The sequence below is a fragment of the Maricaulis sp. CAU 1757 genome, assembly GCF_054482675.1.
The window spans coordinates 92,262-109,732 of sequence record NZ_JBTLRI010000004.1; the positions used below are offsets into that span (position 1 = coordinate 92,262).

The 17,471-nt window shown below is 64.6% G+C and carries 18 protein-coding genes and 2 tRNA genes; 5 read left to right on the forward strand and 15 right to left on the reverse strand.

Features of this window, described 5'->3' with window-relative positions; translation table 11 throughout:
- Window positions 1-128: 128 nt before the first annotated feature.
- From ACXYMR_RS11405 to ACXYMR_RS11415, 3 genes are all read right to left on the reverse strand, one after another.
- Window positions 129-719 carry a DUF2497 domain-containing protein gene (locus tag ACXYMR_RS11405; protein WP_458942996.1) on the reverse strand — a complete coding sequence of 197 codons (591 nt, stop codon included), beginning with the start codon at window positions 717-719 and terminating at the stop codon, window positions 129-131.
- Between the two features lie 92 nt (window positions 720-811).
- The gene (locus tag ACXYMR_RS11410; protein ID WP_458942997.1) at window positions 812-2,197 is read right to left on the reverse strand and encodes a TolC family outer membrane protein; all 1,386 of its coding nucleotides are present in this window, start codon (window positions 2,195-2,197) and stop codon (window positions 812-814) included.
- A 156-nt stretch (window positions 2,198-2,353) separates the two neighbouring features.
- Entirely contained in the window at window positions 2,354-3,007 is a 654-nt protein-coding gene (locus ACXYMR_RS11415; RefSeq protein ID WP_458942998.1) for a protein-L-isoaspartate O-methyltransferase family protein, read from the reverse strand.
- A gap of 193 nt (window positions 3,008-3,200) precedes the next feature.
- On the opposite strand from ACXYMR_RS11415, the gene ACXYMR_RS11420 reads away from it, so the two are divergent.
- Window positions 3,201-3,274, forward strand: a tRNA-Cys gene (locus ACXYMR_RS11420).
- 16 nt (window positions 3,275-3,290) lie between these two features.
- Here the strand turns inward: ACXYMR_RS11420 and ACXYMR_RS11425 are convergent.
- The gene (locus ACXYMR_RS11425) at window positions 3,291-3,986 is read right to left on the reverse strand and encodes an SDR family oxidoreductase (RefSeq protein ID WP_458942999.1); all 696 of its coding nucleotides are present in this window, start codon (window positions 3,984-3,986) and stop codon (window positions 3,291-3,293) included.
- A gap of 71 nt (window positions 3,987-4,057) precedes the next feature.
- On the opposite strand from ACXYMR_RS11425, the gene ACXYMR_RS11430 reads away from it, so the two are divergent.
- A complete protein-coding gene (locus ACXYMR_RS11430) occupies window positions 4,058-5,587 on the forward strand; it encodes a cryptochrome/photolyase family protein (protein WP_458943000.1) in 1,530 nt (509 codons plus the stop codon).
- Here ACXYMR_RS11430 and ACXYMR_RS11435 read toward each other — a convergent pair.
- Window positions 5,539-5,712 carry a DUF2256 domain-containing protein gene (locus ACXYMR_RS11435; RefSeq protein ID WP_458943001.1) on the reverse strand — a complete coding sequence of 58 codons (174 nt, stop codon included), beginning with the start codon at window positions 5,710-5,712 and terminating at the stop codon, window positions 5,539-5,541. The two genes, ACXYMR_RS11430 and ACXYMR_RS11435, sit on opposite strands and share 49 nt — an antisense overlap.
- A 55-nt stretch (window positions 5,713-5,767) precedes the next feature.
- Window positions 5,768-6,124 (reverse strand): Mpo1-like protein, encoded by a 357-nt coding sequence (locus ACXYMR_RS11440; RefSeq protein WP_458943002.1) that lies wholly within the window; start codon window positions 6,122-6,124, stop codon window positions 5,768-5,770.
- Window positions 6,125-6,534: 410 nt separating this feature from the next.
- Between ACXYMR_RS11440 and ACXYMR_RS11445 the strand changes: the two genes are divergently transcribed.
- Window positions 6,535-6,610: transfer RNA gene (locus ACXYMR_RS11445), tRNA-Asn, on the forward strand.
- 37 nt (window positions 6,611-6,647) lie between these two features.
- On the opposite strand, the gene ACXYMR_RS11450 is transcribed toward ACXYMR_RS11445, so the two are convergent.
- Together ACXYMR_RS11450 and ACXYMR_RS11455 are read right to left on the reverse strand one after the other, a co-directional pair.
- Window positions 6,648-8,555: an ABCB family ABC transporter ATP-binding protein/permease gene (locus ACXYMR_RS11450; RefSeq protein WP_458943003.1), complete on the reverse strand. Its 1,908-nt coding sequence runs from the start codon at window positions 8,553-8,555 to the stop codon at window positions 6,648-6,650.
- 75 nt (window positions 8,556-8,630) lie between these two features.
- Entirely contained in the window at window positions 8,631-9,656 is a 1,026-nt protein-coding gene (locus ACXYMR_RS11455) for a LysM peptidoglycan-binding domain-containing protein (RefSeq protein WP_458943004.1), read from the reverse strand.
- Window positions 9,657-9,788: 132 nt separating this feature from the next.
- Here ACXYMR_RS11455 and ACXYMR_RS11460 point away from each other — a divergent pair, with 132 nt between their 5' ends.
- A complete protein-coding gene (locus ACXYMR_RS11460) occupies window positions 9,789-10,358 on the forward strand; it encodes an LOG family protein (RefSeq protein WP_458943005.1) in 570 nt (189 codons plus the stop codon).
- On the opposite strand, the gene ACXYMR_RS11465 is transcribed toward ACXYMR_RS11460, so the two are convergent.
- The 6 genes from ACXYMR_RS11465 to ACXYMR_RS11490 form a co-directional block, all read right to left on the reverse strand.
- Window positions 10,355-10,558 (reverse strand): helix-turn-helix transcriptional regulator, encoded by a 204-nt coding sequence (locus ACXYMR_RS11465; protein ID WP_458943006.1) that lies wholly within the window; start codon window positions 10,556-10,558, stop codon window positions 10,355-10,357. The genes ACXYMR_RS11460 and ACXYMR_RS11465 overlap by 4 nt on opposite strands.
- Window positions 10,555-10,938 (reverse strand): hypothetical protein, encoded by a 384-nt coding sequence (locus tag ACXYMR_RS11470; protein ID WP_458943007.1) that lies wholly within the window; start codon window positions 10,936-10,938, stop codon window positions 10,555-10,557. The genes ACXYMR_RS11465 and ACXYMR_RS11470 overlap by 4 nt, the downstream gene beginning before the upstream one ends.
- Window positions 10,938-11,855, reverse strand: a complete 918-nt coding sequence (locus ACXYMR_RS11475; protein WP_458943008.1) for an alpha/beta fold hydrolase — start codon at window positions 11,853-11,855, stop codon at window positions 10,938-10,940. The genes ACXYMR_RS11470 and ACXYMR_RS11475 overlap by 1 nt, the downstream gene beginning before the upstream one ends.
- A gap of 122 nt (window positions 11,856-11,977) precedes the next feature.
- Complete coding sequence (gene gltX / locus ACXYMR_RS11480) at window positions 11,978-13,315, reverse strand: glutamate--tRNA ligase (RefSeq protein ID WP_458943009.1); 1,338 nt, start codon at window positions 13,313-13,315, stop codon at window positions 11,978-11,980.
- Between the two features lie 95 nt (window positions 13,316-13,410).
- Complete coding sequence (locus tag ACXYMR_RS11485) at window positions 13,411-13,932, reverse strand: hypothetical protein (RefSeq protein WP_458943010.1); 522 nt, start codon at window positions 13,930-13,932, stop codon at window positions 13,411-13,413.
- A 63-nt stretch (window positions 13,933-13,995) separates the two neighbouring features.
- A complete protein-coding gene (locus tag ACXYMR_RS11490) occupies window positions 13,996-14,493 on the reverse strand; it encodes a YcgN family cysteine cluster protein (protein WP_458943011.1) in 498 nt (165 codons plus the stop codon).
- A gap of 69 nt (window positions 14,494-14,562) precedes the next feature.
- On the opposite strand from ACXYMR_RS11490, the gene ACXYMR_RS11495 reads away from it, so the two are divergent.
- On the forward strand, window positions 14,563-16,518 hold the full coding sequence (locus ACXYMR_RS11495; protein WP_458943012.1) for a transglycosylase domain-containing protein: 1,956 nt from the start codon (window positions 14,563-14,565) through the stop codon (window positions 16,516-16,518).
- On the opposite strand, the gene ACXYMR_RS11500 is transcribed toward ACXYMR_RS11495, so the two are convergent.
- Window positions 16,473-17,336 carry an ion transporter gene (locus ACXYMR_RS11500; RefSeq protein WP_458943013.1) on the reverse strand — a complete coding sequence of 288 codons (864 nt, stop codon included), beginning with the start codon at window positions 17,334-17,336 and terminating at the stop codon, window positions 16,473-16,475. The two genes, ACXYMR_RS11495 and ACXYMR_RS11500, sit on opposite strands and share 46 nt — an antisense overlap.
- Window positions 17,337-17,471: the final 135 nt, after the last annotated feature.

Genomic DNA, 17,471 nt, shown 5'->3' on the forward strand with positions numbered 1-17,471 from the left:
CCTCGTCGGGTCCATCCTGACGTGATGTCGACGACCGACAAGTCAGACCTGCACCTCGAACGCAGACCGGAAAGCAAAACGGGCCCGCCGATGGCGAGCCCGTTTCAATGCTGTGATGGTTGCCCGGCCTAGCGGCGGCGACGCGCCACGCGGTCGATCTCGGCCTGGACCTTCTCGTCGACGATCGACGGCAGATTGGTGTCGAGCCATTCCTTGAGCATCGGACGCAGCAGGGCGCGCACCACCCCTTCAAGCGTCCGGCCCTCTTCCTCGGAGATGCGAATATTGTCGGCCAGGGTGTGGAAGGACGTCATGGCCGCGGCCGCAGCCGGCTCGCTCATGATGCCATCCGCGGTCTCGTCGGCGAGGGCATCGAAATCGATGTCCGGCTCTTCCAGTTCCGGCTCGGCCTCTTCCTCGCGGTCAACGATCATCAAGTCGTCGTCCATGGCCATCGGCTCGGTTCCGCTGGTCGGCTCTTCGACCTTGTCCGTCAGCTCGAGGACGTCGTTGTCCTCGGCGACATCAGCGCCGGTATCACCCGCCTCGTCGAACATCGAGTCGATGTCGTCCTGACTATTCGGCTCGTCCGCCTCGGGCGCGGCCGCCTCGGCTTCGGCCTCTGCAGGTGCCTCGTCATCGTCTTCATTGATGATACGACGGATCGAGGAGAGGATTTCCTCCATCGACGGTTCGTTTTCGGCGGTTTGCTCGGCCATGGGAGTGCGCGTCCTCAAATCCAGAAATTCGTCTAATACGCGAATAAACCGGCCCAGACCAAGCCTGTCCAGACCGGGTTTATCGGCTCAGCCTAATTCCAGGGCGTTAAGTCAAGGTTAGGGATAGCGAACCAGCTGCGATTTCGTGCAGCCGGGTCATAGATTTCAACGTCCAAGGCCAACTGCTCGGCGGACAAAAGCCCCATCGCCTGCATCAGCCGGTAGCCCGCAACATAGGAATCCCGCTCCGCCGTGACCAGAATCAGGCGTGATTCGAGGAGTTCCTGTTCGGCGTTCAGGACATCCAGCGTGGTGCGCAGCCCGACAAAGGCCTCCTGCTCCACGCCATCAAAGGCGATCTCGTTGGCACGCACGGCCTGGGCGCTTGATTCGATGACGGCCAGGGAAGCCACATAAGCATTCCAGGCATTGGTCACAGCTTCGATCACCTGACGCCGGGTTTCGCGGACCTGAAACTCGCTGGCCTCTTCCTCGGCGCGCGCCGCCCGAACCCGCGAGCGATTCAACCCACCGGTGAAAATCGGCACCGAGACCTGACCGGTGATCGACGTGCTGTCGCGGTAGTCTCCGCTGACCACATTGTCCCGTGAGGTCGAGGCCCGCGCCTGCACCGAGAACTCCGGGGCCAGGCTCGAGCGCGCGATCCGGATCGAATGCTCGGCGGCTTCATTGAAGAACTGGGCTGCACGCAATTGCGGACTGTAGCCGAAGGCAAGCTCCGCCGCGTCTGCAAGACTTTCGGGCAAGGGAGGCAATTGCGGAGCTTCGGCGAGGCTGGCCGGCGGCTCCCCTGTTACCCGCTCGTAGGCGGCGCGGCTGGCGGCGAGCTGCGCCTGCGCCGAGGACAGCTGGGCCTGGGCACCGGAAAGCCGAGCCTCGGCCTGGGCCACATCCGTGCGGGTGATCTCCCCGACTTCGAACCGGTCCCGTGCAGCCTGGAGCTGCTGGGCCAGCAGCTCGACATTGTTGCGGCGGATTTCGATGACTTCGGCATCGCGGCGCACATCCATGAATGCGATGACGGCGGTTACAATGACATCCTGTTCGACGGACCGCAGGGTCTCGCGGCCAGCAAGGATCACCGCTTCCGCCCGGTCAATTGTGCCTCCGATGCGTCCACCCGCCCACACTGTCTGGTTGGCGGTCACCGACAAGGCTTTCGGCGTGACATCGCTCTCGTTGACAGTACTCGTTCCGAACAGGGGGTTGAAGGATTCCGATTCGCTGTGCTGCTGACTGACCGAGCCTGTGGCGGAGATACTGGGCAGCCATGCGGCTCGCGCCTGCACCAGGTCCTCATTGGTGGCCCGCAACCGGGCCCGCTCGGCCTGCAGTGTCGGATTGGTATTGTAGGCAAGCACCAGCGTATCTTCGAGCGTCTGGGCCATTGCCGAAGCGCTCATGAACACAGCGGTGCCACCGGCCAGGGCCAGAGCCCAGCGTTTTAACTGAACCATTCCAACTTCCTTCACTGCCCGCGCACTTGCCGCACGCGTCCCGCCCGCATCATAACGAGCAGCCTCCACAAGGCCAGTGCATAAGCCCTGCCTTGCGCATTTATCATGTCGCCTGTTGGCACCCGAAAGCCCCAGCGCTTACCGGCGCTTGGAGAGTCAGAGAGCGAAGCGGCGCTCGGCCTCGAACCCGGGCAGGACACTGGCGCTGGAATCAAACACGACGCGTTCGCCGATGCCGGCGCCGGACCGGGTGAAGATCGTCGCCTTGCCGACCGGCCCCTTGCGAATGACCACGGCCAGACGGCCATTCTCGGCCAGCTGGTCGAACCAGGCCTGCGGGACGGTCTCGACCGCGCCATTGACGAAAATCACGTTGAACGGACCCTGGCTCGGCACGCCCTGCTTGGGGTCGCCTTCAACCACCACAGCATTGTCGGCTCCGACCATGTTGAGATTGTCGGTCGCCCGCGACAGGCCGTCCTCGTCATTGTCGACACCCACGACGGTCTCCGCCATGTGCGCCAGAATGGCCGTCGAATAACCGCGGCCGCAGGCGATATCGAGAACCAGCTCGTCGGGCTGGATGTCGGCGGCATGAATCAGCTTGGCCAGGTCGCGTGGCCGCATGGCCTTGCGCTGGTCGCTGGTGGCAACAGAGGTGTCGGCATAAGCCGAAGCGCGGCGCGAACGCGGCACGAAGAGATGGCGGGGCGTACGCTCCAGGGCCGCCAGCAGGCGCCGGTCGGTCACGTCGGACGGGCGGATCTGGCTGTCCACCATGTGTTTGCGCGCCTGGTCGAATTCGCTCACGACTGTCTCCCTGCCTCGGGAGCGCAGCTGCTGCGTCCCGTCTGGTGCCCGGCTGATATATCCTGTGTGAAAGTGGTGCGGCAAGCACTCCACTGCGGCTGCACTTCGCCGACGCTGCAACGCGGCCCTGTCACAGTACACAACAGCGATTGCGGTGCTCGCGCAGGCCGGTTATAGCTCGCCATCTGTTGAGGGCACCGTGGCGGAGTGGTGACGCAGCGGATTGCAAATCCGTGTACCCCGGTTCGATTCCGGGCGGTGCCTCCAGGCTTTCCAGCAAACATCAGAACGCGATCGCCAGACCTTCATGGTCGAACAGGTCGCCGCTTTGCTTGGGCGTGAGTTGATCGATCACGGCAAGAAGATCGCGCGCGGCCACATCGGCCGGGCGCACGTCCAGACCCCGCTTGGCGAACGGTTCCGACAGCGGCGTGGCCACCGTTCCGGGATGCAAGGCCACACAGACGGCGTCCTTGTGCGTGCGCCCGAGCTCGATGGAGCAGGTGCGCACCAGCTGATTGAGCGCCGCCTTGGAGGCGCGGTAGCTGTGCCACCCGCCCAGCCGGTTATCGCTAATCGACCCGACCCGGGCCGACAGGGTGGCAAACACGCTGCGTCCCTTGCGCGGCAGCCGCGGCAAGATGTGCTTCATCAACAAGGCCGGGCCTATGGCATTGATGGCAAAGGCATAGGCCATGTGTTCCGGGGTCAACTCGCGGGCGCTGCGCTCCGGCTGGAAATCCTCGTTGTGTAGGAAACCTGTGGCGTCGATGACCAGCCGGATCTCGGTGCCGTCGCCGCAAACCTCATCGAGCGCGTTCACGATGCTGTCCTCGTCACACAGGCTAATGGCGGGAACGCTGCCCCGGGACAAGCCGATAACCGAACTGTATCGGTCGTCGTCGCGCAGGGCATCAACCAAGGCGGACCCGATGCCGCCCCGGGCGCCAATGATCAGGGCGAGGCCTTTGGTGTCCATGAACATGCTCCCAAGTCATCCGTGCTGCCCTATCCTACGTAGCCAACACGACGATGGATTTCGGAGCCGGCATGACAGACCTGATTCTCGTTCTCGGAGACCAGCTCACCCCGGACCTCTCGAGCTTGCGTCGGGCCGACCCCGATGGCGCCCGCGTGGTTATGGCGGAGCTGCGCGAGGAGGCCGGATATGTTCCCCATCACAAGAAGAAGATTGCGCTGATCTTCAGTGCCATGCGGCATTTCCGCGACGAGTTGCGCGAGCGCGGCTGGACGGTCGACTACCACGCGTATGACGACAGCCCGGCCTTCGACAGTTTCGACGAGGTCGTGGCCCACCATCTCAACCGGCACGACTATGACCGCCTGATTGTCACCGAACCCGGCGAATGGCGCCTGCGCCAGGCGTTCGAGGCGTGGTCCGATCGTTTCGGCCTGGAAGTCATTGTGCTCGAGGACGACCGTTTCCTGTGCTCTCACGCCCAGTTCGAAGACTGGGCCGGCGAGCGCAAATCCCTGCGCATGGAGCATTTCTATCGGGACATGCGGCGCCGCACCGGCCTTCTCATGGAGGGCGACAAGCCGGCCGGCGGCCAGTGGAATTACGACAAGGACAATCGCGAGGCAGCGCCGCCGGAACTGGCGCCACCGCGGCGCTACACAGCCCGACCGGACGCCATCACCGACGCCGTGCTTGATCTGGTTGAAGCCGAGTTCGAGAGTAATTTCGGCACCCTGCGCCCGTTCGGCCATGGCGTCACCCGGACCGAGGCGCACCGGGCGCTGGACCATTTCATTACCGACTGCCTGCCGGACTTCGGTCGTTACCAGGACGCCATGCTGGGCGGTCAGCCCTTCATGTTCCATGCGCTGATCTCGGCCTATCTCAATATCGGCCTGCTCGACCCGCTGCATGTCTGCCGGCGCGCCGAATCGGCCTGGAAGGACGGCAAGGCGCCGCTCAACAGCGTCGAGGGCTTCATCCGCCAGATCATCGGCTGGCGTGAATTCGTACGCGGCATCTACTGGCGCGAGGGCGCCGATTATGTCCGCTCCAACCAGCTCAACGCCCAGCGCGCCCTGCCCGATTTCTACTGGTCCGGGGAGACCGGCATGGCCTGCCTCGCCGACGCCATCGGCCAGACGCGCGAGCACGCCTATGCCCACCATATCCAGCGCCTCATGGTCACCGGGACCTTCGCCCTGATCGCCGGCATCGAGCCGCGCCAGGTGCATGAATGGTATCTCGCGGTCTATGTCGACGCCTTCGAATGGGTCGAGGCCCCGAACACCATAGGCATGTCGCAATTTGCCGATGGCGGCCTGCTGGCTTCAAAGCCCTATGCCGCGTCAGGAGCCTATATCAACCGCATGTCCGATTATTGCGGCTCGTGCCGCTATGCAGTGAGCGACAAGACCGGCGACCGGTCATGCCCGTTCAATTCTCTGTACTGGGACTTCCTCGACCGCAATCGGGACCGCCTTGACGGCAACGGACGCCTCGGCCAGCCCTATGCAACCTGGGACCGCATGTCGGAAGACAAGAAACGCGCCTATCGAGAGCGGGCCGCAGATGTGCTCTCCGACCTCGACGCGCTGTGACGCTGGCTGCGGCAGCGCTGCGAGCAATAGCGCACCTCGTCCCAAACGGATGCCCACTTGCGCCGCCAGCTGAACGGACGGCCGCACACGGCACAAATCTTCTCCGGCTTGTTCTGGTGTGACATGACATCGCCTCCGTGCCGCTTAGATAGGCGGCGGAGAGCCGACGCCAAGCGGGCGTCAGGCCTGCGGCGCGCTGACCTCGCCGGCTGCGTTCACGCCGGCGCGCTTCAGCTCGCCATCCAGCCGACCTGTCAGGAACAGCCAGAACATCTTGTAGTCACCGATCAGCGACCACAGCGGATAGGTGAACGTTGCCGGCCGGTTGCGCTCGACGAAGGCGTGACTGATCCAGGCGAAGAAATATCCCGCCAGCGGCACTGCCAGCAGCCCCCACCAGGTCTGGGTGACCAGTGAGGCGACCAGCGCCAGGATGGCCAGCGTCGAACCGACATAGTGCAGGGCCCGGGTCTTCGCCCGCGCGTGTTCGCGCAGATAGAAGGGAAAAAACGAATCGAAGTTGGAATACTCGCGCATGCCGGACCTCCTCTGCCCGCCTCGTCATACCATGACCGCAAGGCGGCACGAAAGCGGCCCCCGTCATGGTGAATTTTCCGTGTTCAAGACACGAACGCATTTAGCTGAAACAATTATCAAATCAGCAATGACGATAAACCAAATGGGTAATTGAGCAGATCGCATTAACTCGCCCTTAAGGACTATGAGGCAAAGGTTATCCCGTCTTCCCGTGAAGACACCCCACCATCCACCCAATGCCTTTTCGGGAGCCAATGCGGCTCCCGATTTTTTTTGTCCGGACCGCTTCGCCGGCGGCCTGGCTGCGTTGCACCGTCTTTTTACACTTCGACTGCACATCCAACGCAGCAGGGTGCTTGCGCGGCGAGGCGAAGCTCTGATAAAAGCCGGGCCTCGCTTGAGAGCGATGTTCCTCGGTAGCTCAGTTGGTAGAGCAGGTGACTGTTAATCACCGGGTCGGCGGTTCGAGCCCGTCCCGAGGAGCCATTCCCTCCCCCGCAGAAAGCCCAATGGAAAAACGCCGCTACGGCGTGATCCTGGTTGCGCGTTCAAGCGGGGTCTGAGCACTGGCATCACCATTCCCCGCCTCGCTCTGCCGCCGCCACATCGCCGCATAGATCCCGTCCCGCGCCATCAACTCTTCGTGCGTGCCTTGCTCCGCTACCCGGCCAGCGTCGAGCACGAAAATGCGGTCGGCAGCCGAGATCGTCGACAGGCGGTGCGCCACGGCAATGGTGGTGCGGCCCTGGCTGGCCTCGGCCAATGCCGCCTGGACCTCTTTCTCGGTGTGACTGTCGAGCGCCGAGGTGGCTTCGTCGAGGACCAGGATGGCCGGGTCGCACAGCATGGCACGGGCCACCCCGACGCGTTGTTTCTCGCCGCCGGACAGTTTTAGCCCGCGCTCACCGACCCTAGTCTCGAGACCCTCCGGCAATGCCCGCACGAACGTTGCGAGATGGGCTTTCTCCAGCACCGCCCAGACCGCGTCGTCGGTGGCCTCCGGCACGCCGTAAACGATGTTGGCGCGCAGCGTATCGTTGAACAGGACCACGTCCTGCGGGACCAGGCCAAGTGCACTGCGCAGGCTGTCCTGGGTGACAGCGGATATGTCCTGGCCGTCGATCAGGACACGTCCGGTTTCCGGGTCATAGAAGCGGTATAGCAGCCGCAGCACGGTCGACTTGCCGGCACCGGAAGGTCCGCAAATGCCGACGAAGCTGCCGGGCGCGATATCCATGTCGATGCCCTGCAGCGAGCGCGACCGGCCATCATGGGTGAAGTGAACGTCCTCGAATCGCACCGCGCCGCCCTTGAGCACCAGATCGCACGCGTCCGGCGCGTCGGCGACTTCCGGTTGGATCGCCAGAGTGTCAAACACGCGCTCCATGTCCACGGCGCCCTGCTTGATCTCGCGATAGGCCCAGCCGAGGATATTGAGCGGCTGGTAGATATTCATCAGGATCAGCGTCACCGCGGCCACGTCGCCGGGCTGCAGCACGCCGGTCCAGGCTTTCCAGCCAGCCGTCAGCGCCATGGCCAGCAACCCGCAATTCATGATCAGCGCCTGGGTGCCATTGAGCAGGGCGAGTGAGGATTGCGACTTCGCGGCCGCCTGCGCGTAGCGCGTCATGGCACCATCATAGGCCTGCGATTCGCGGCGTTCGGCGGCGAAGGCCTTCACGGTCTCGAAATTGATCAGGCTGTCGACCGCCCGGGCCGAAGCATCATTGTCGGCCTCGTTCATCTGGCGCCGAATCTTGACCCGCCACTCGGTCACCGACCAGGTCAGCCCCATGTAGAGTGCGACCGTCACTGTCGCGATAACGGCGAACTCCCAGCCATACTTCAGGCTCAGCACGGTTGCCGCCAGCGCCAGCTCCAGCAGGGTGGGCGCGATGTTGAAGATCAGGAAGCGCATCAGGAAGTCGACGGCCCGCGCGCCGCGCTCGATGATGCGTTGCAGGGCGCCGGTGCGCTTGCTCTGATGGTAACCGACCGACAGCGTCTGGACGTGGGCGAAGGCCCGCACCGCGGTCAGGCGCTGGGCATCCTGGCTGACCGGCGCGAACAGCGCGTCACGCAATTGCGGCGCCCCGACCGACAGGAAGCGCGCCACGGCGTAGGCGATGAAAGCGATCGTGAAGGTGGTGATGAGCGCCGGCAGGAAGACATCGCTGCCTTCGCCGTCGGCGGAAGGGGCTCCCTGCCCGGCCTCGGCGGCGATCATGTTGATGCCGTCGCCGAAGAAGACCGGTGCCGCCACGGCAAACAACTTGGCGACGAGAGTCAATCCGAGCGCCAGGGCCATTCGCCCGCGCCAGCGGGCCATGTCCGGTGACGCCAGCAACTGGAACAGGCGCAGCATGGTGATGCCGAGCGACCCGTTCGGGCTTTTGGCTTGGCTTTCAAGGTCTGGCGGAACGGATCTCATACCCGCAACAGATAGGCCGCTGCGCCATCTGCCGCCAGTACCGGCCTGCGATCACCCGCTGGGCGCCCCGTTCCGTCAGCCGGCGTTAGCGGGCTCGCCCTCGTCGCTCGGCGCTTGCAGGACCTGTCCTGGATAGATCAGATCGGGATCCCGGATCTGGGCCCGGTTGGCCTCGTAGATGACCGTGTACTGGATACCCTCGCCATACAGGCGTCGGGCCAACCGCCACAATGAATTACCGGGCTGCACAACCACCGAATCCGGACCCAGGTCGAGGGCCTCGGCCGCGACCCGCTCAAACGGAAGCACGATCACCGCAGTGACCTGGCCATCGCTGTCGACCTGGTCGATCTGCAGGTCGTAGACGCCCGGTGCCAGCAGCGAGCCGGCCTGCAGCGTCCAGCGCCCGTCCCGACCGACCTGGGCCTCGCCGATCAGCGCGCCATTGGCGAACACGCGGACCACGGTGCCGGTTTCGGCCCGGCCGGAGAAGATCACCGCGCCGGTCTCGTCGTAATCGATGGTTTCCAGGACCAGCGGTCCCATCTCGGCATCCGAACAGGACGGACATTGCCAGACCCGGCTGGCTTCACCCGGACGGCCGACAACCACCAGCGGTGTCGGACCGCGTTGTTCGGGGATCGACACAACCACCACCTGTTCGGACCGCAGCTCGCGACCGTCGGCGGCGCGCATCAGCAATGACAGCTCGACGGCGCCGGAGGGCAGCGGCTCGTCCAGTATAATGACCCATTCGCCCCGGTCATTGACCGGCATGCGGTCCGTTCTGGAACCGTTGTAATCGAAGCTCAGCGCCGACTCATTGGCCAACAGCTGAATGGTGGCGCCCGGTTCGCCGCGGCCGGCGATGACGGCCGTGCCGACAGGTGCCACTCGGACGATATCAAACACCGGTGGCGCCAGCATGTTCCCGGTTTCCTCGGCCGCGGGGGCGCTCTCGCCGGCGTCCTGTGTCGCGTCCGGCGCGACCGGCGTCTCATCCAGGGACGGGCCGGGGCGGTACATGATAAAGGCAGCGGCGGCGGCAATTGCCAGAGCGGCAAGCACGGCGGCAATAATGAAGGACCGCGTTGCGGTCATGAGAGGCCTCCTGTCATCATGCGGCATCTGGCATATGTAATCGGACGTCGCGGGACTGGATGCAAGCCTCGCGCCGACAGCCGTGGGCGAATAGCATCCCGGACAGTCAAAACAAACACAGGCGATGGGACGATGGCAAAACTAAGGTCGATTGGCGTTTTCTGCGGTTCACGCTTTGGCGAGCGCGACAGCTATGCTGACGCCGCCCGGCAGGTTGGACAGGCCATCGCCCGTGCCGGTGCACGTCTGGTGTATGGCGGCGGAGATGTCGGCCTGATGGGCCTGGCGGCTTCGACTGCGGCGGCCGAAGGCGGTTCCGTTCTGGGGATCATTCCCGGCTTCATGATTGCCCGCGAAGGACAGCTCGACGGTGTCGAGATCCAGATTGTCGAGACCATGGGCGAGCGCAAGCACCGCCTGATCGAGGAAAGCGACGCCTACATCATCCTGCCCGGCGGCACCGGCACGCTGGAGGAAGTCTTCGACGTGGTGTCCCGCCAGCAGCTCGGCCTGCACGACAAGCCGATCGCCTTCCTCAATACGGAAGGCTACTGGTCACCTTTCATTGAACTGCTCGAGCACACTGTGCGCGAAGGATTCTCGCCGGCCTCGATTGCCGACCATATCGACCTGGTAGAACAGCCGGACGACGCGGTCGCCCGGCTGCTGAAGCTGCTCGAAGCCCAGTCCGAGGAAGCCTAGTCGGGCTTTCCATTTGGATCGAAGACATCTTCTATGGTCAGGTCGAAGGCCTTGGCCAGATCGAAGGCGAGGGTCAGGGACGGGTCGTGCTTGCCCGTCTCGACCGCATTGATCGCCTGTCGCGAGACTCCGACACGTTCGGCCAGCTCGGCCTGGCTCCAGCGCCGCTCGGCGCGCAATACCCTCAGACGGTTTTTCATGTGAAGCACCGCAGGCGGATGGCCGAGATCAGGCCGTACAGGCCGATCAGTGTCGGCAGGATCCAGGTCGGGTCCAGCGGCGGTACCACACCGACGCCCTGCAGAAATCCGTAGCCGAAAGTGCCGAAGCCGATCAGTCCGGCGGCCCACAGGATGGCTTCGGAGATGACGCGCCTCTGGTACTCGTCGAGCTCGCGGAACCGGACGACGTAGGCGTGCAGCGCGTAGAGGGCCGGCACGAGTGGGGTCAGCGCCACGAGGCCCGCCGGCCAACCTTCCATTCCCGTTTGCTTGATCAGGAAGACCGAGCCGAGAATGGTGATGACATAGACCGCCATCGCGGTTCCGAAGTGAATGAAATATCTGCGATTTCCGGGCATCACTGGCACTCCTCGATTTCCAGGGCCCGGGTCAGGGCGGCGCTGAAGGCGTCGGGCTGGTCGAGCATGATGAAATGGCGGGCCCCTTCGATCACCTCGATATCGACCCCGTCGAGCGACTGGTACTGCTGGGCGTAAAGGGCACGCACCTGGTCGGCACTGTAGGGCGCCCCCTCGGCCCACGCGACCATGACGGTCGTGTCAGCCCGCACTCCGTCCAGATGGGGCGTGAAATCCGTGCCGGCCACTTCGCCGAAGGCGGTGGCCACGGTGGACTGGTCGGCCTGCTCCATCCAGCGCATCACCTGCGCCTGGCCTGTCTCGGTCAGCGACTGGACCGGCAGGCCCTGGCGAGCCTGGGCCAGATAGGCGTCGCGGGGTGCGCCGGCCATCTGCTGCGCCATCATGGCACCATAGCCGCTCGCCTGCTCTGGCGTGACCGCCGGGTTGAACAGGCGGGCGAAGAAAGGCGCGCTGTCGACCACGACCACGCGGCCCACCCGGTCAGGACGGCGCTCGGCCAGTTGCAAGGCGACCTGACCGCCAAGCGAATGCCCCACCATGTCAACGGTGTCGACGTCCAGACCGTCCACCCAGGCCACAAGCTCGTCCACGAGCGGCGCCATCACAGGACCATCGACCGGATCATCGGCGCCGCCGAAGCCCCGGACCGTGATCTGGTACAGATCGGCGCCGCAGGAGCGCGCCACGGTACCGTCCCAGACGTCGCCCGGTGTCGCCAGGCCGGGAATGAAGAGCACCGCCCGTCCGGCATCGCGTGCCGTGTGCTCGACGGCAAACCGGGATTCCACCGGCACGTCCGCATCACTGTCGGTCGCCACGACCGAGGCTATGAGGCTGGCGTAAATCGCGGTCCAGAAGCCGATACCGGCGCGTTTGCACAATCTACTGGTCATTGATCTCTCCCATCAGGTTAACTTGACTTCGTGTCATGCAAACCTGACACAATCGGACCAACAATGTCAAGGCAACCTGACACAAAGTCATTTTACCCTGTCACACAAGGGGAATGAGAGTGCTAGGCGGCCTCGCCCGCGAGTCGAGCCATCACCGTGTCCCGGCCCAGCAGCGGCAACAGAACCGACATCTCCGGCCCCCGCTCGGCACCGGTCAGCATCTGGCGCAGCGGCATGAACAGGGCCTTGCCCTTGCGACCCGTCTCCGCCTTCAGCGCGCCGGTCCAGACCGACCAGCTCTGCCCGTCCAGCTCGCCCTCGGGCAACAATCTGCGGGCCGCGTCGGCGTAGTCTGGTTCCTCGATCACAGGCTCGACCGGCCCCTCGACCAGGCGGGCCCAGTCGGCGGCGTCGCGGAAGCGCTCGAGATTGGGCCGCACGGCCAGCCAGAAGGCTTCGCCCAAGTCGGCGTCGATGGCCGCCAGGCGTGGCTTGGCTTCGGCGTAGTCCATGCCGTGCAACAGACGCGCATTGACACGTTGCAGCTCCTCCGGATCGAAGCGCGCCGGCGAGCGCGACAGCTTGCCGAGGTCGAAGCCGGGCAGGATGTCGTCGACGTTCTGGAATGGCTCGACCGGATCGGACGTGCCGATGCGCGCGAGCAACGACATGATCGCCATCGGCTCCAGACCTTCATCATTGCGCAATTCGCCAATCCCCAGCGACCCGATGCGCTTGGACAGCTTGTTGCCGTCAGCGCCAACCAGCAGTGCCTGGTGACCGAAACGCGGCGGCTCGGCGCCGAGGGCCCGGAAAATCTCGATCTGGGCGCCGGAATTGGTGGTGTGGTCCTCGCCGCGGATGATGTGGGTGATCCGGGCGTCGATATCATCGACCACGCTTGGCAGGGTGTAGAGATAGCTGCCGTCCTCGCGGATCAGGATCGGGTCGGACAGGGACGAGGTCTCGATGGTCACATCGCCGCGCACCATGTCATCCCAGTGCACCGGCTGGCCGCTCAACTTGAAGCGCCAGTGCGGCTGGCGGCCTTCCGCTTCAAGCTTCGCGAGGTCCTCATCGCTCAACGCCAGGGCGGCGCGGTCATAGACCGGCGGCCTGCCATTGGCCATTTGCAGGCGACGCTTGCGGTCCAGCTCGTCGCCGGTCTCGTAACACGGGTAAAGCAGCCCGGCCTGCTTGAGCTTTTCCGCGGCAGCCGCGTAAACGTCGAAACGCTCGGATTGCTTGAACGTGTCGTCCCAGTGAATGCCCAGCCAGGTCAGGTCGGTGCGGATACCGTCCTCATACTCCTTGGTCGAGCGCTCCACATCAGTGTCGTCGATGCGCAGCAGGAACTCCCCACCCGCCTTGCGTGCAAACAGGTAATTGAAGATCGCGGTACGCACATTGCCGACATGGAGACGACCGGTCGGGGACGGCGCAAAACGGACTTTGGTCATGGATCGAACGGCCTGTTTCTGGGCGTGAATACGAGGACGAGGGCTTAGCGCTGTCGCGGCCCGGCGGCAAGCGGGCCGGTGTCTATGGCCTGCTCTCAGGCGCGCGCCCTGGCGCGGGCGGCCGCCTGCGCCGCCCGGGCCGCCGCGCGGTCCGGGCGGCCAGCACCCCACCAGTAGGCCAGCCCGCCGGCCGCTCCGGCCAGAAGGAATACCAGGGTCAGTAAGAAACCTTCCGGCGACCCGCGGAACAGGGGCAAACCGTACAATTGGACGAGACCACCGCCCATCACCGCGCCCGCGACCAGATCCCCCGCTCCGCGTGGCAACAGGAATATTCGCATCGCCCAGACCAGGAACAACCAGGGCAGTGCGGTAAGGGCAAGGACAAACAGGGCGAAGAAACCGGTGGCGGGCAGCATAGTCCAGAAGAACTCCGCGGCGTCCTCCGCACTCGGACCCGGGTCGGCCAAGGTGGCGAGTGACATCAGGATCACAAGTACGAAAGCAGCCGCGAATCCGGACCCCAGCCAGGCCAGGACGGGCCGCCCAAACCTCCTCCAAAGTCCGCCCGGCTGGGCCCTGCTGCCCGGATCGGCCACGTACATCCTATCCGCCATCGACGTTTCCCCCAGTGAACGATCTGGTCTTGCCAGGCCCGTCTGTCTCCGACCCCATCCCACTCAGCTATGGCGCTGTTGAACTCCGTTGCACGCGTCGTGGTCCGGGCTCGGATCGTCCTCACCTGGCCAGAGGACGATATGCTCACCCCAGTCGTCCGAGTCGAATTCGTCTTCCGAGATCACCTGGCCGCGCACCGACATGCCGGCCTTGTCGGTCGAATCCGGGTCCCCGGTAATCAACGGGTGCCAGTCAAACAGGTCACGGCCTTCCGCGATCAGGCGGTAGGCACACGTCTTGGGCATCCAGTCGAGCTCGCGTACCGATTGCGGCGTCAGGATTACGCAGTCCGGCACCTTGGCCTTGCGATTGGCATAATCGCGACAGCCGCCGCCTTCGCAGTCATACAGGCGGCAGGCGATGTCGGTCTTGAGCCGCACCCCGCTATCCTCGTCCTCGAGCTGGACCAGACAGCACTTCCCGCACCCGTCGCACAGGCTCTCCCATTCCGCCGGGCTCATCTCCTCCAGAGATTTCACGGTCCAGAAAGGTTCACTCATGTTGCACGCCTGAATTCCGCCGTTATTGAAGGGCTCTAAGCTCCCCCCACTAGCAAGGCTGGCTATAGCATGGATCAGGAACCGTTTCGCGCCGATCACATGACGCAATCACAGCGTCGCCGGCAGGCTTGGATGATCGGTCTGGGCGGGGCTGTCGGGACGCTCGCGATCGGGGCCCTGATTACCCTTCTGGTGGTCTGGAACTGGGCCTTCCACGATCTTCCCGAGGCTCCCGACCAGGTCGCCGACCTGTGGGAGAGCCGCCTCGAGACCTCGCTGACCCTGCTCGACAAGGATGACAACATCCTCGCCGTCCGCGGCCCGCTCTATGCTCGCACGGTTCACCTCGACGAGTTGCCGCCGCACGTGCCACAGGCCTTCCTGGCCATTGAGGACCAGCGCTATTTCGAGCACAGCGGTGTCGATTTCCGCGGCGTCGCCCGCGCCCTCTGGGTCAATTTCCGGGCCGGCGAAACCGTCCAGGGCGGATCGACCATAACCATGCAGCTGGTCAAGAACTTCATCCTTACTCCCGACCGGCAATTGCGCCGCAAGCTTCAGGAAATGCGGCTCGCTCGCGAGATCGAGGCGCGGTTCAGCAAGACCGAGATCCTCGAGCTCTATCTCAACCGCATCTATCTCGGCGCCCGGGCCTTCGGTATCGAGGCGGCGGCCAATCGCTACTTCTCCAAGTCCGCCGCCGAGCTGACCCTGGCAGAAGCAGCGCTGCTTGCCGCGCTTCCCAAGGCCCCGTCGCGTCTCGACCCCACGGTCAATCTGCCAGCCGCCCAGGCCCGCGCCGCCCAGGTTCTGGCCGCCATGCACTCCGCCGGTTTCATCACCCGCCTGGAATGGGCAGAGGCCCTGGCCGAGCCGGCGCGTCCGGTCACACCGGTGGCGAGCGCAGAGCGTACCGAGGAAATCTGGGGTCACGTGTTCGACTACGCCCTGGCCGAGGCCGACCTCCTTGTACCGGGCGAAACCCCCGACCTGGTGATCGCCACAACGATCAACGGCGAAGCCATGCGCGCTGCCTACGACACCCTGAACACGGTGCTCGATGCACAGGGCGAAGCCAGCAATGCAGGTGAAGCCGCGGTCGTGCTGCTCGACATGGACGGCGCCATCCGGGCCATGGCCGGCGGCCGCGACTATGCCGACAGCCAGTTCAACCGCGCCGTCCAGGCCCAGCGCCAGCCGGGCTCGGCATTCAAGGCCATCGTCTTCGCCGCGGCCCTGAACGCGGGATACGACCCGTCGGATGCCATGTGGGACGAGCCGATCGACCTGGAAGGCTGGTCGCCGGAGAATTTCGGCGGCTCGTACAGTGGCCTGGTCACACTCGCGGAAGCCCTCAAGCGGTCGATCAACACGGTGGCCGCCCAGATCGCCAGCGAGGTCGGCATCGACCAGATCGTCGCCACCGCCCACCGCATGGGCATACGTTCCGAGCTTCCCGAACTGCCGGCCATCGCGCTGGGCGCGGCCGAGGTCAATCTGCTCGAACTGACCGCCGCCTACTCGGTGTTTGCTGCCGACGGTGTGCGCCACGATCCGTGGCTGATCCGGTCGATCCACAATTCGCGCGGTGACCAGCTCTACCAGCACCGCCTGCCGACCCAGGATCGGGCCGCACTGCCTCTGGCGACGGCCCGCTCCATGTCGACCATGCTGCAGGATGTGGTGATCGGCGGCACCGGCCAGCGCGCCTCGCTGGGCGACCGGCCGGCGGCCGGCAAGACCGGCACGTCGCAGCAGTTCCGCGACGCCTGGTTCATTGGCTATACCGCCGACTACACAGCCGGCGTCTGGGTTGGCAATGACAATGACACGCCGATGCGCTCGGTCACCGGCGGCGGCCTGCCGGCGCAGATCTGGCAGCAATTCATGACAGCCGTGCATGCCGACCTGCCGGTCCGCGATCTGGCCGCCCCGCCACCGCGAACGCGCACCGCGCGCGAAGAACGCCTGGCCGCCTTCTATGCGGAGCTGTCGGCGTCCTTCTCCGAAGTCATCAACGACTGATCCAGCGAGCGCCGGAGCAAGCCGGACAACGCCGTCACTTCGCCGCGCAGGGCCGCGATCTCGGCGTGCAGCAATTCACGGTCGGCGTCGGCTTCGGCGTCACGCGCCTCCTCTTCGTCGAAATGCTTGGCTTGCAGGCTGTCGACGATGATGGCGATGAACAGGTTGAGGATGGCGAAGCTGGTCAGCACGATGAAGACGAGGAAGAACATCCAGGCCCACGGGTGCTCCTCCATCACCGGCAGCGCCACGTCTGTCGCCCAGCCCTCCAGCGTCATCACCTGGAACAGGGTGAACGCGCTGTCGCCCAGACCGCCGAACTGTTGCGGGCTGGCATCGGCAAACAGTTTGGTGGCCATCACCGCAGACACGTAGAAGATCAGTCCGAGCACGGCGATCACCGCGCCCATACCCGGAATCGCCCGCAGCAGGGCCTCCACCACCTTGCGCAGGTCGGGCAGCACCGAGAACAGGCGAAAGGCGCGCACGATGCGCAGGGCGCGAAGCACCGAGAAACTGCCGGTGGCGGGAATTATCGACACGCCGATCACGATCATGTCGAACCAGTTCCAGCCGGAATAGAAGAAGCGGTGCCGGTAGGCGATCAGCTTGAGCACGATCTCGATGACGAACACGGCGACGATGACCCGGTCCAGCATGGGCAGGCCACGCGTGAACCATTCACCCTGGTAGGGATAGGTCTCGAGTCCCAGCGTCACCGCGTTGATGACGATCAGCGTCATGATGAAATTGCGAAAGCCGGCGCTTTCCACAAAATCAATCAACCCTGCCGTGAATCCGGTATCGCTGCGCGTCATGCCGTCCCCCAATTGAGCGCTTCCTCCTATCGCTGCAGTCCATCAGACGCAATTGCGCCGCGCAATTGCCTCTCACGCGATCGAGACCGGAGGCCCGGTCCATCGTGGTAAATATCGGGTTTAGCGGGGATTATC

Excerpts from the sequence above, each read along its gene's own strand:
- ACXYMR_RS11405 (WP_458942996.1), bottom strand. The coding sequence starts at position 719 with ATGGCCGAGCAAACCGCCGAAAACGAACCGTCGATGGAGGAAATCCTC.
- ACXYMR_RS11410 (WP_458942997.1), bottom strand. The coding sequence starts at position 2,197 with ATGGTTCAGTTAAAACGCTGGGCTCTGGCCCTGGCCGGTGGCACCGCT.
- ACXYMR_RS11425 (WP_458942999.1), bottom strand. The coding sequence starts at position 3,986 with ATGGACACCAAAGGCCTCGCCCTGATCATTGGCGCCCGGGGCGGCATC.
- ACXYMR_RS11430 (WP_458943000.1), top strand. The coding sequence starts at position 4,058 with ATGACAGACCTGATTCTCGTTCTCGGAGACCAGCTCACCCCGGACCTC.
- ACXYMR_RS11435 (WP_458943001.1), bottom strand. The coding sequence starts at position 5,712 with ATGTCACACCAGAACAAGCCGGAGAAGATTTGTGCCGTGTGCGGCCGT.
- ACXYMR_RS11440 (WP_458943002.1), bottom strand. The coding sequence starts at position 6,124 with ATGCGCGAGTATTCCAACTTCGATTCGTTTTTTCCCTTCTATCTGCGC.
- ACXYMR_RS11450 (WP_458943003.1), bottom strand. The coding sequence starts at position 8,555 with ATGAGATCCGTTCCGCCAGACCTTGAAAGCCAAGCCAAAAGCCCGAAC.
- ACXYMR_RS11455 (WP_458943004.1), bottom strand. The coding sequence starts at position 9,656 with ATGACCGCAACGCGGTCCTTCATTATTGCCGCCGTGCTTGCCGCTCTG.
- ACXYMR_RS11460 (WP_458943005.1), top strand. The coding sequence starts at position 9,789 with ATGGCAAAACTAAGGTCGATTGGCGTTTTCTGCGGTTCACGCTTTGGC.
- ACXYMR_RS11465 (WP_458943006.1), bottom strand. The coding sequence starts at position 10,558 with ATGAAAAACCGTCTGAGGGTATTGCGCGCCGAGCGGCGCTGGAGCCAG.
- ACXYMR_RS11470 (WP_458943007.1), bottom strand. The coding sequence starts at position 10,938 with ATGCCCGGAAATCGCAGATATTTCATTCACTTCGGAACCGCGATGGCG.
- ACXYMR_RS11475 (WP_458943008.1), bottom strand. The coding sequence starts at position 11,855 with ATGACCAGTAGATTGTGCAAACGCGCCGGTATCGGCTTCTGGACCGCG.
- gltX (WP_458943009.1), bottom strand. The coding sequence starts at position 13,315 with ATGACCAAAGTCCGTTTTGCGCCGTCCCCGACCGGTCGTCTCCATGTC.
- ACXYMR_RS11485 (WP_458943010.1), bottom strand. The coding sequence starts at position 13,932 with ATGGCGGATAGGATGTACGTGGCCGATCCGGGCAGCAGGGCCCAGCCG.
- ACXYMR_RS11490 (WP_458943011.1), bottom strand. The coding sequence starts at position 14,493 with ATGAGTGAACCTTTCTGGACCGTGAAATCTCTGGAGGAGATGAGCCCG.
- ACXYMR_RS11495 (WP_458943012.1), top strand. The coding sequence starts at position 14,563 with ATGGATCAGGAACCGTTTCGCGCCGATCACATGACGCAATCACAGCGT.
- ACXYMR_RS11500 (WP_458943013.1), bottom strand. The coding sequence starts at position 17,336 with ATGACGCGCAGCGATACCGGATTCACGGCAGGGTTGATTGATTTTGTG.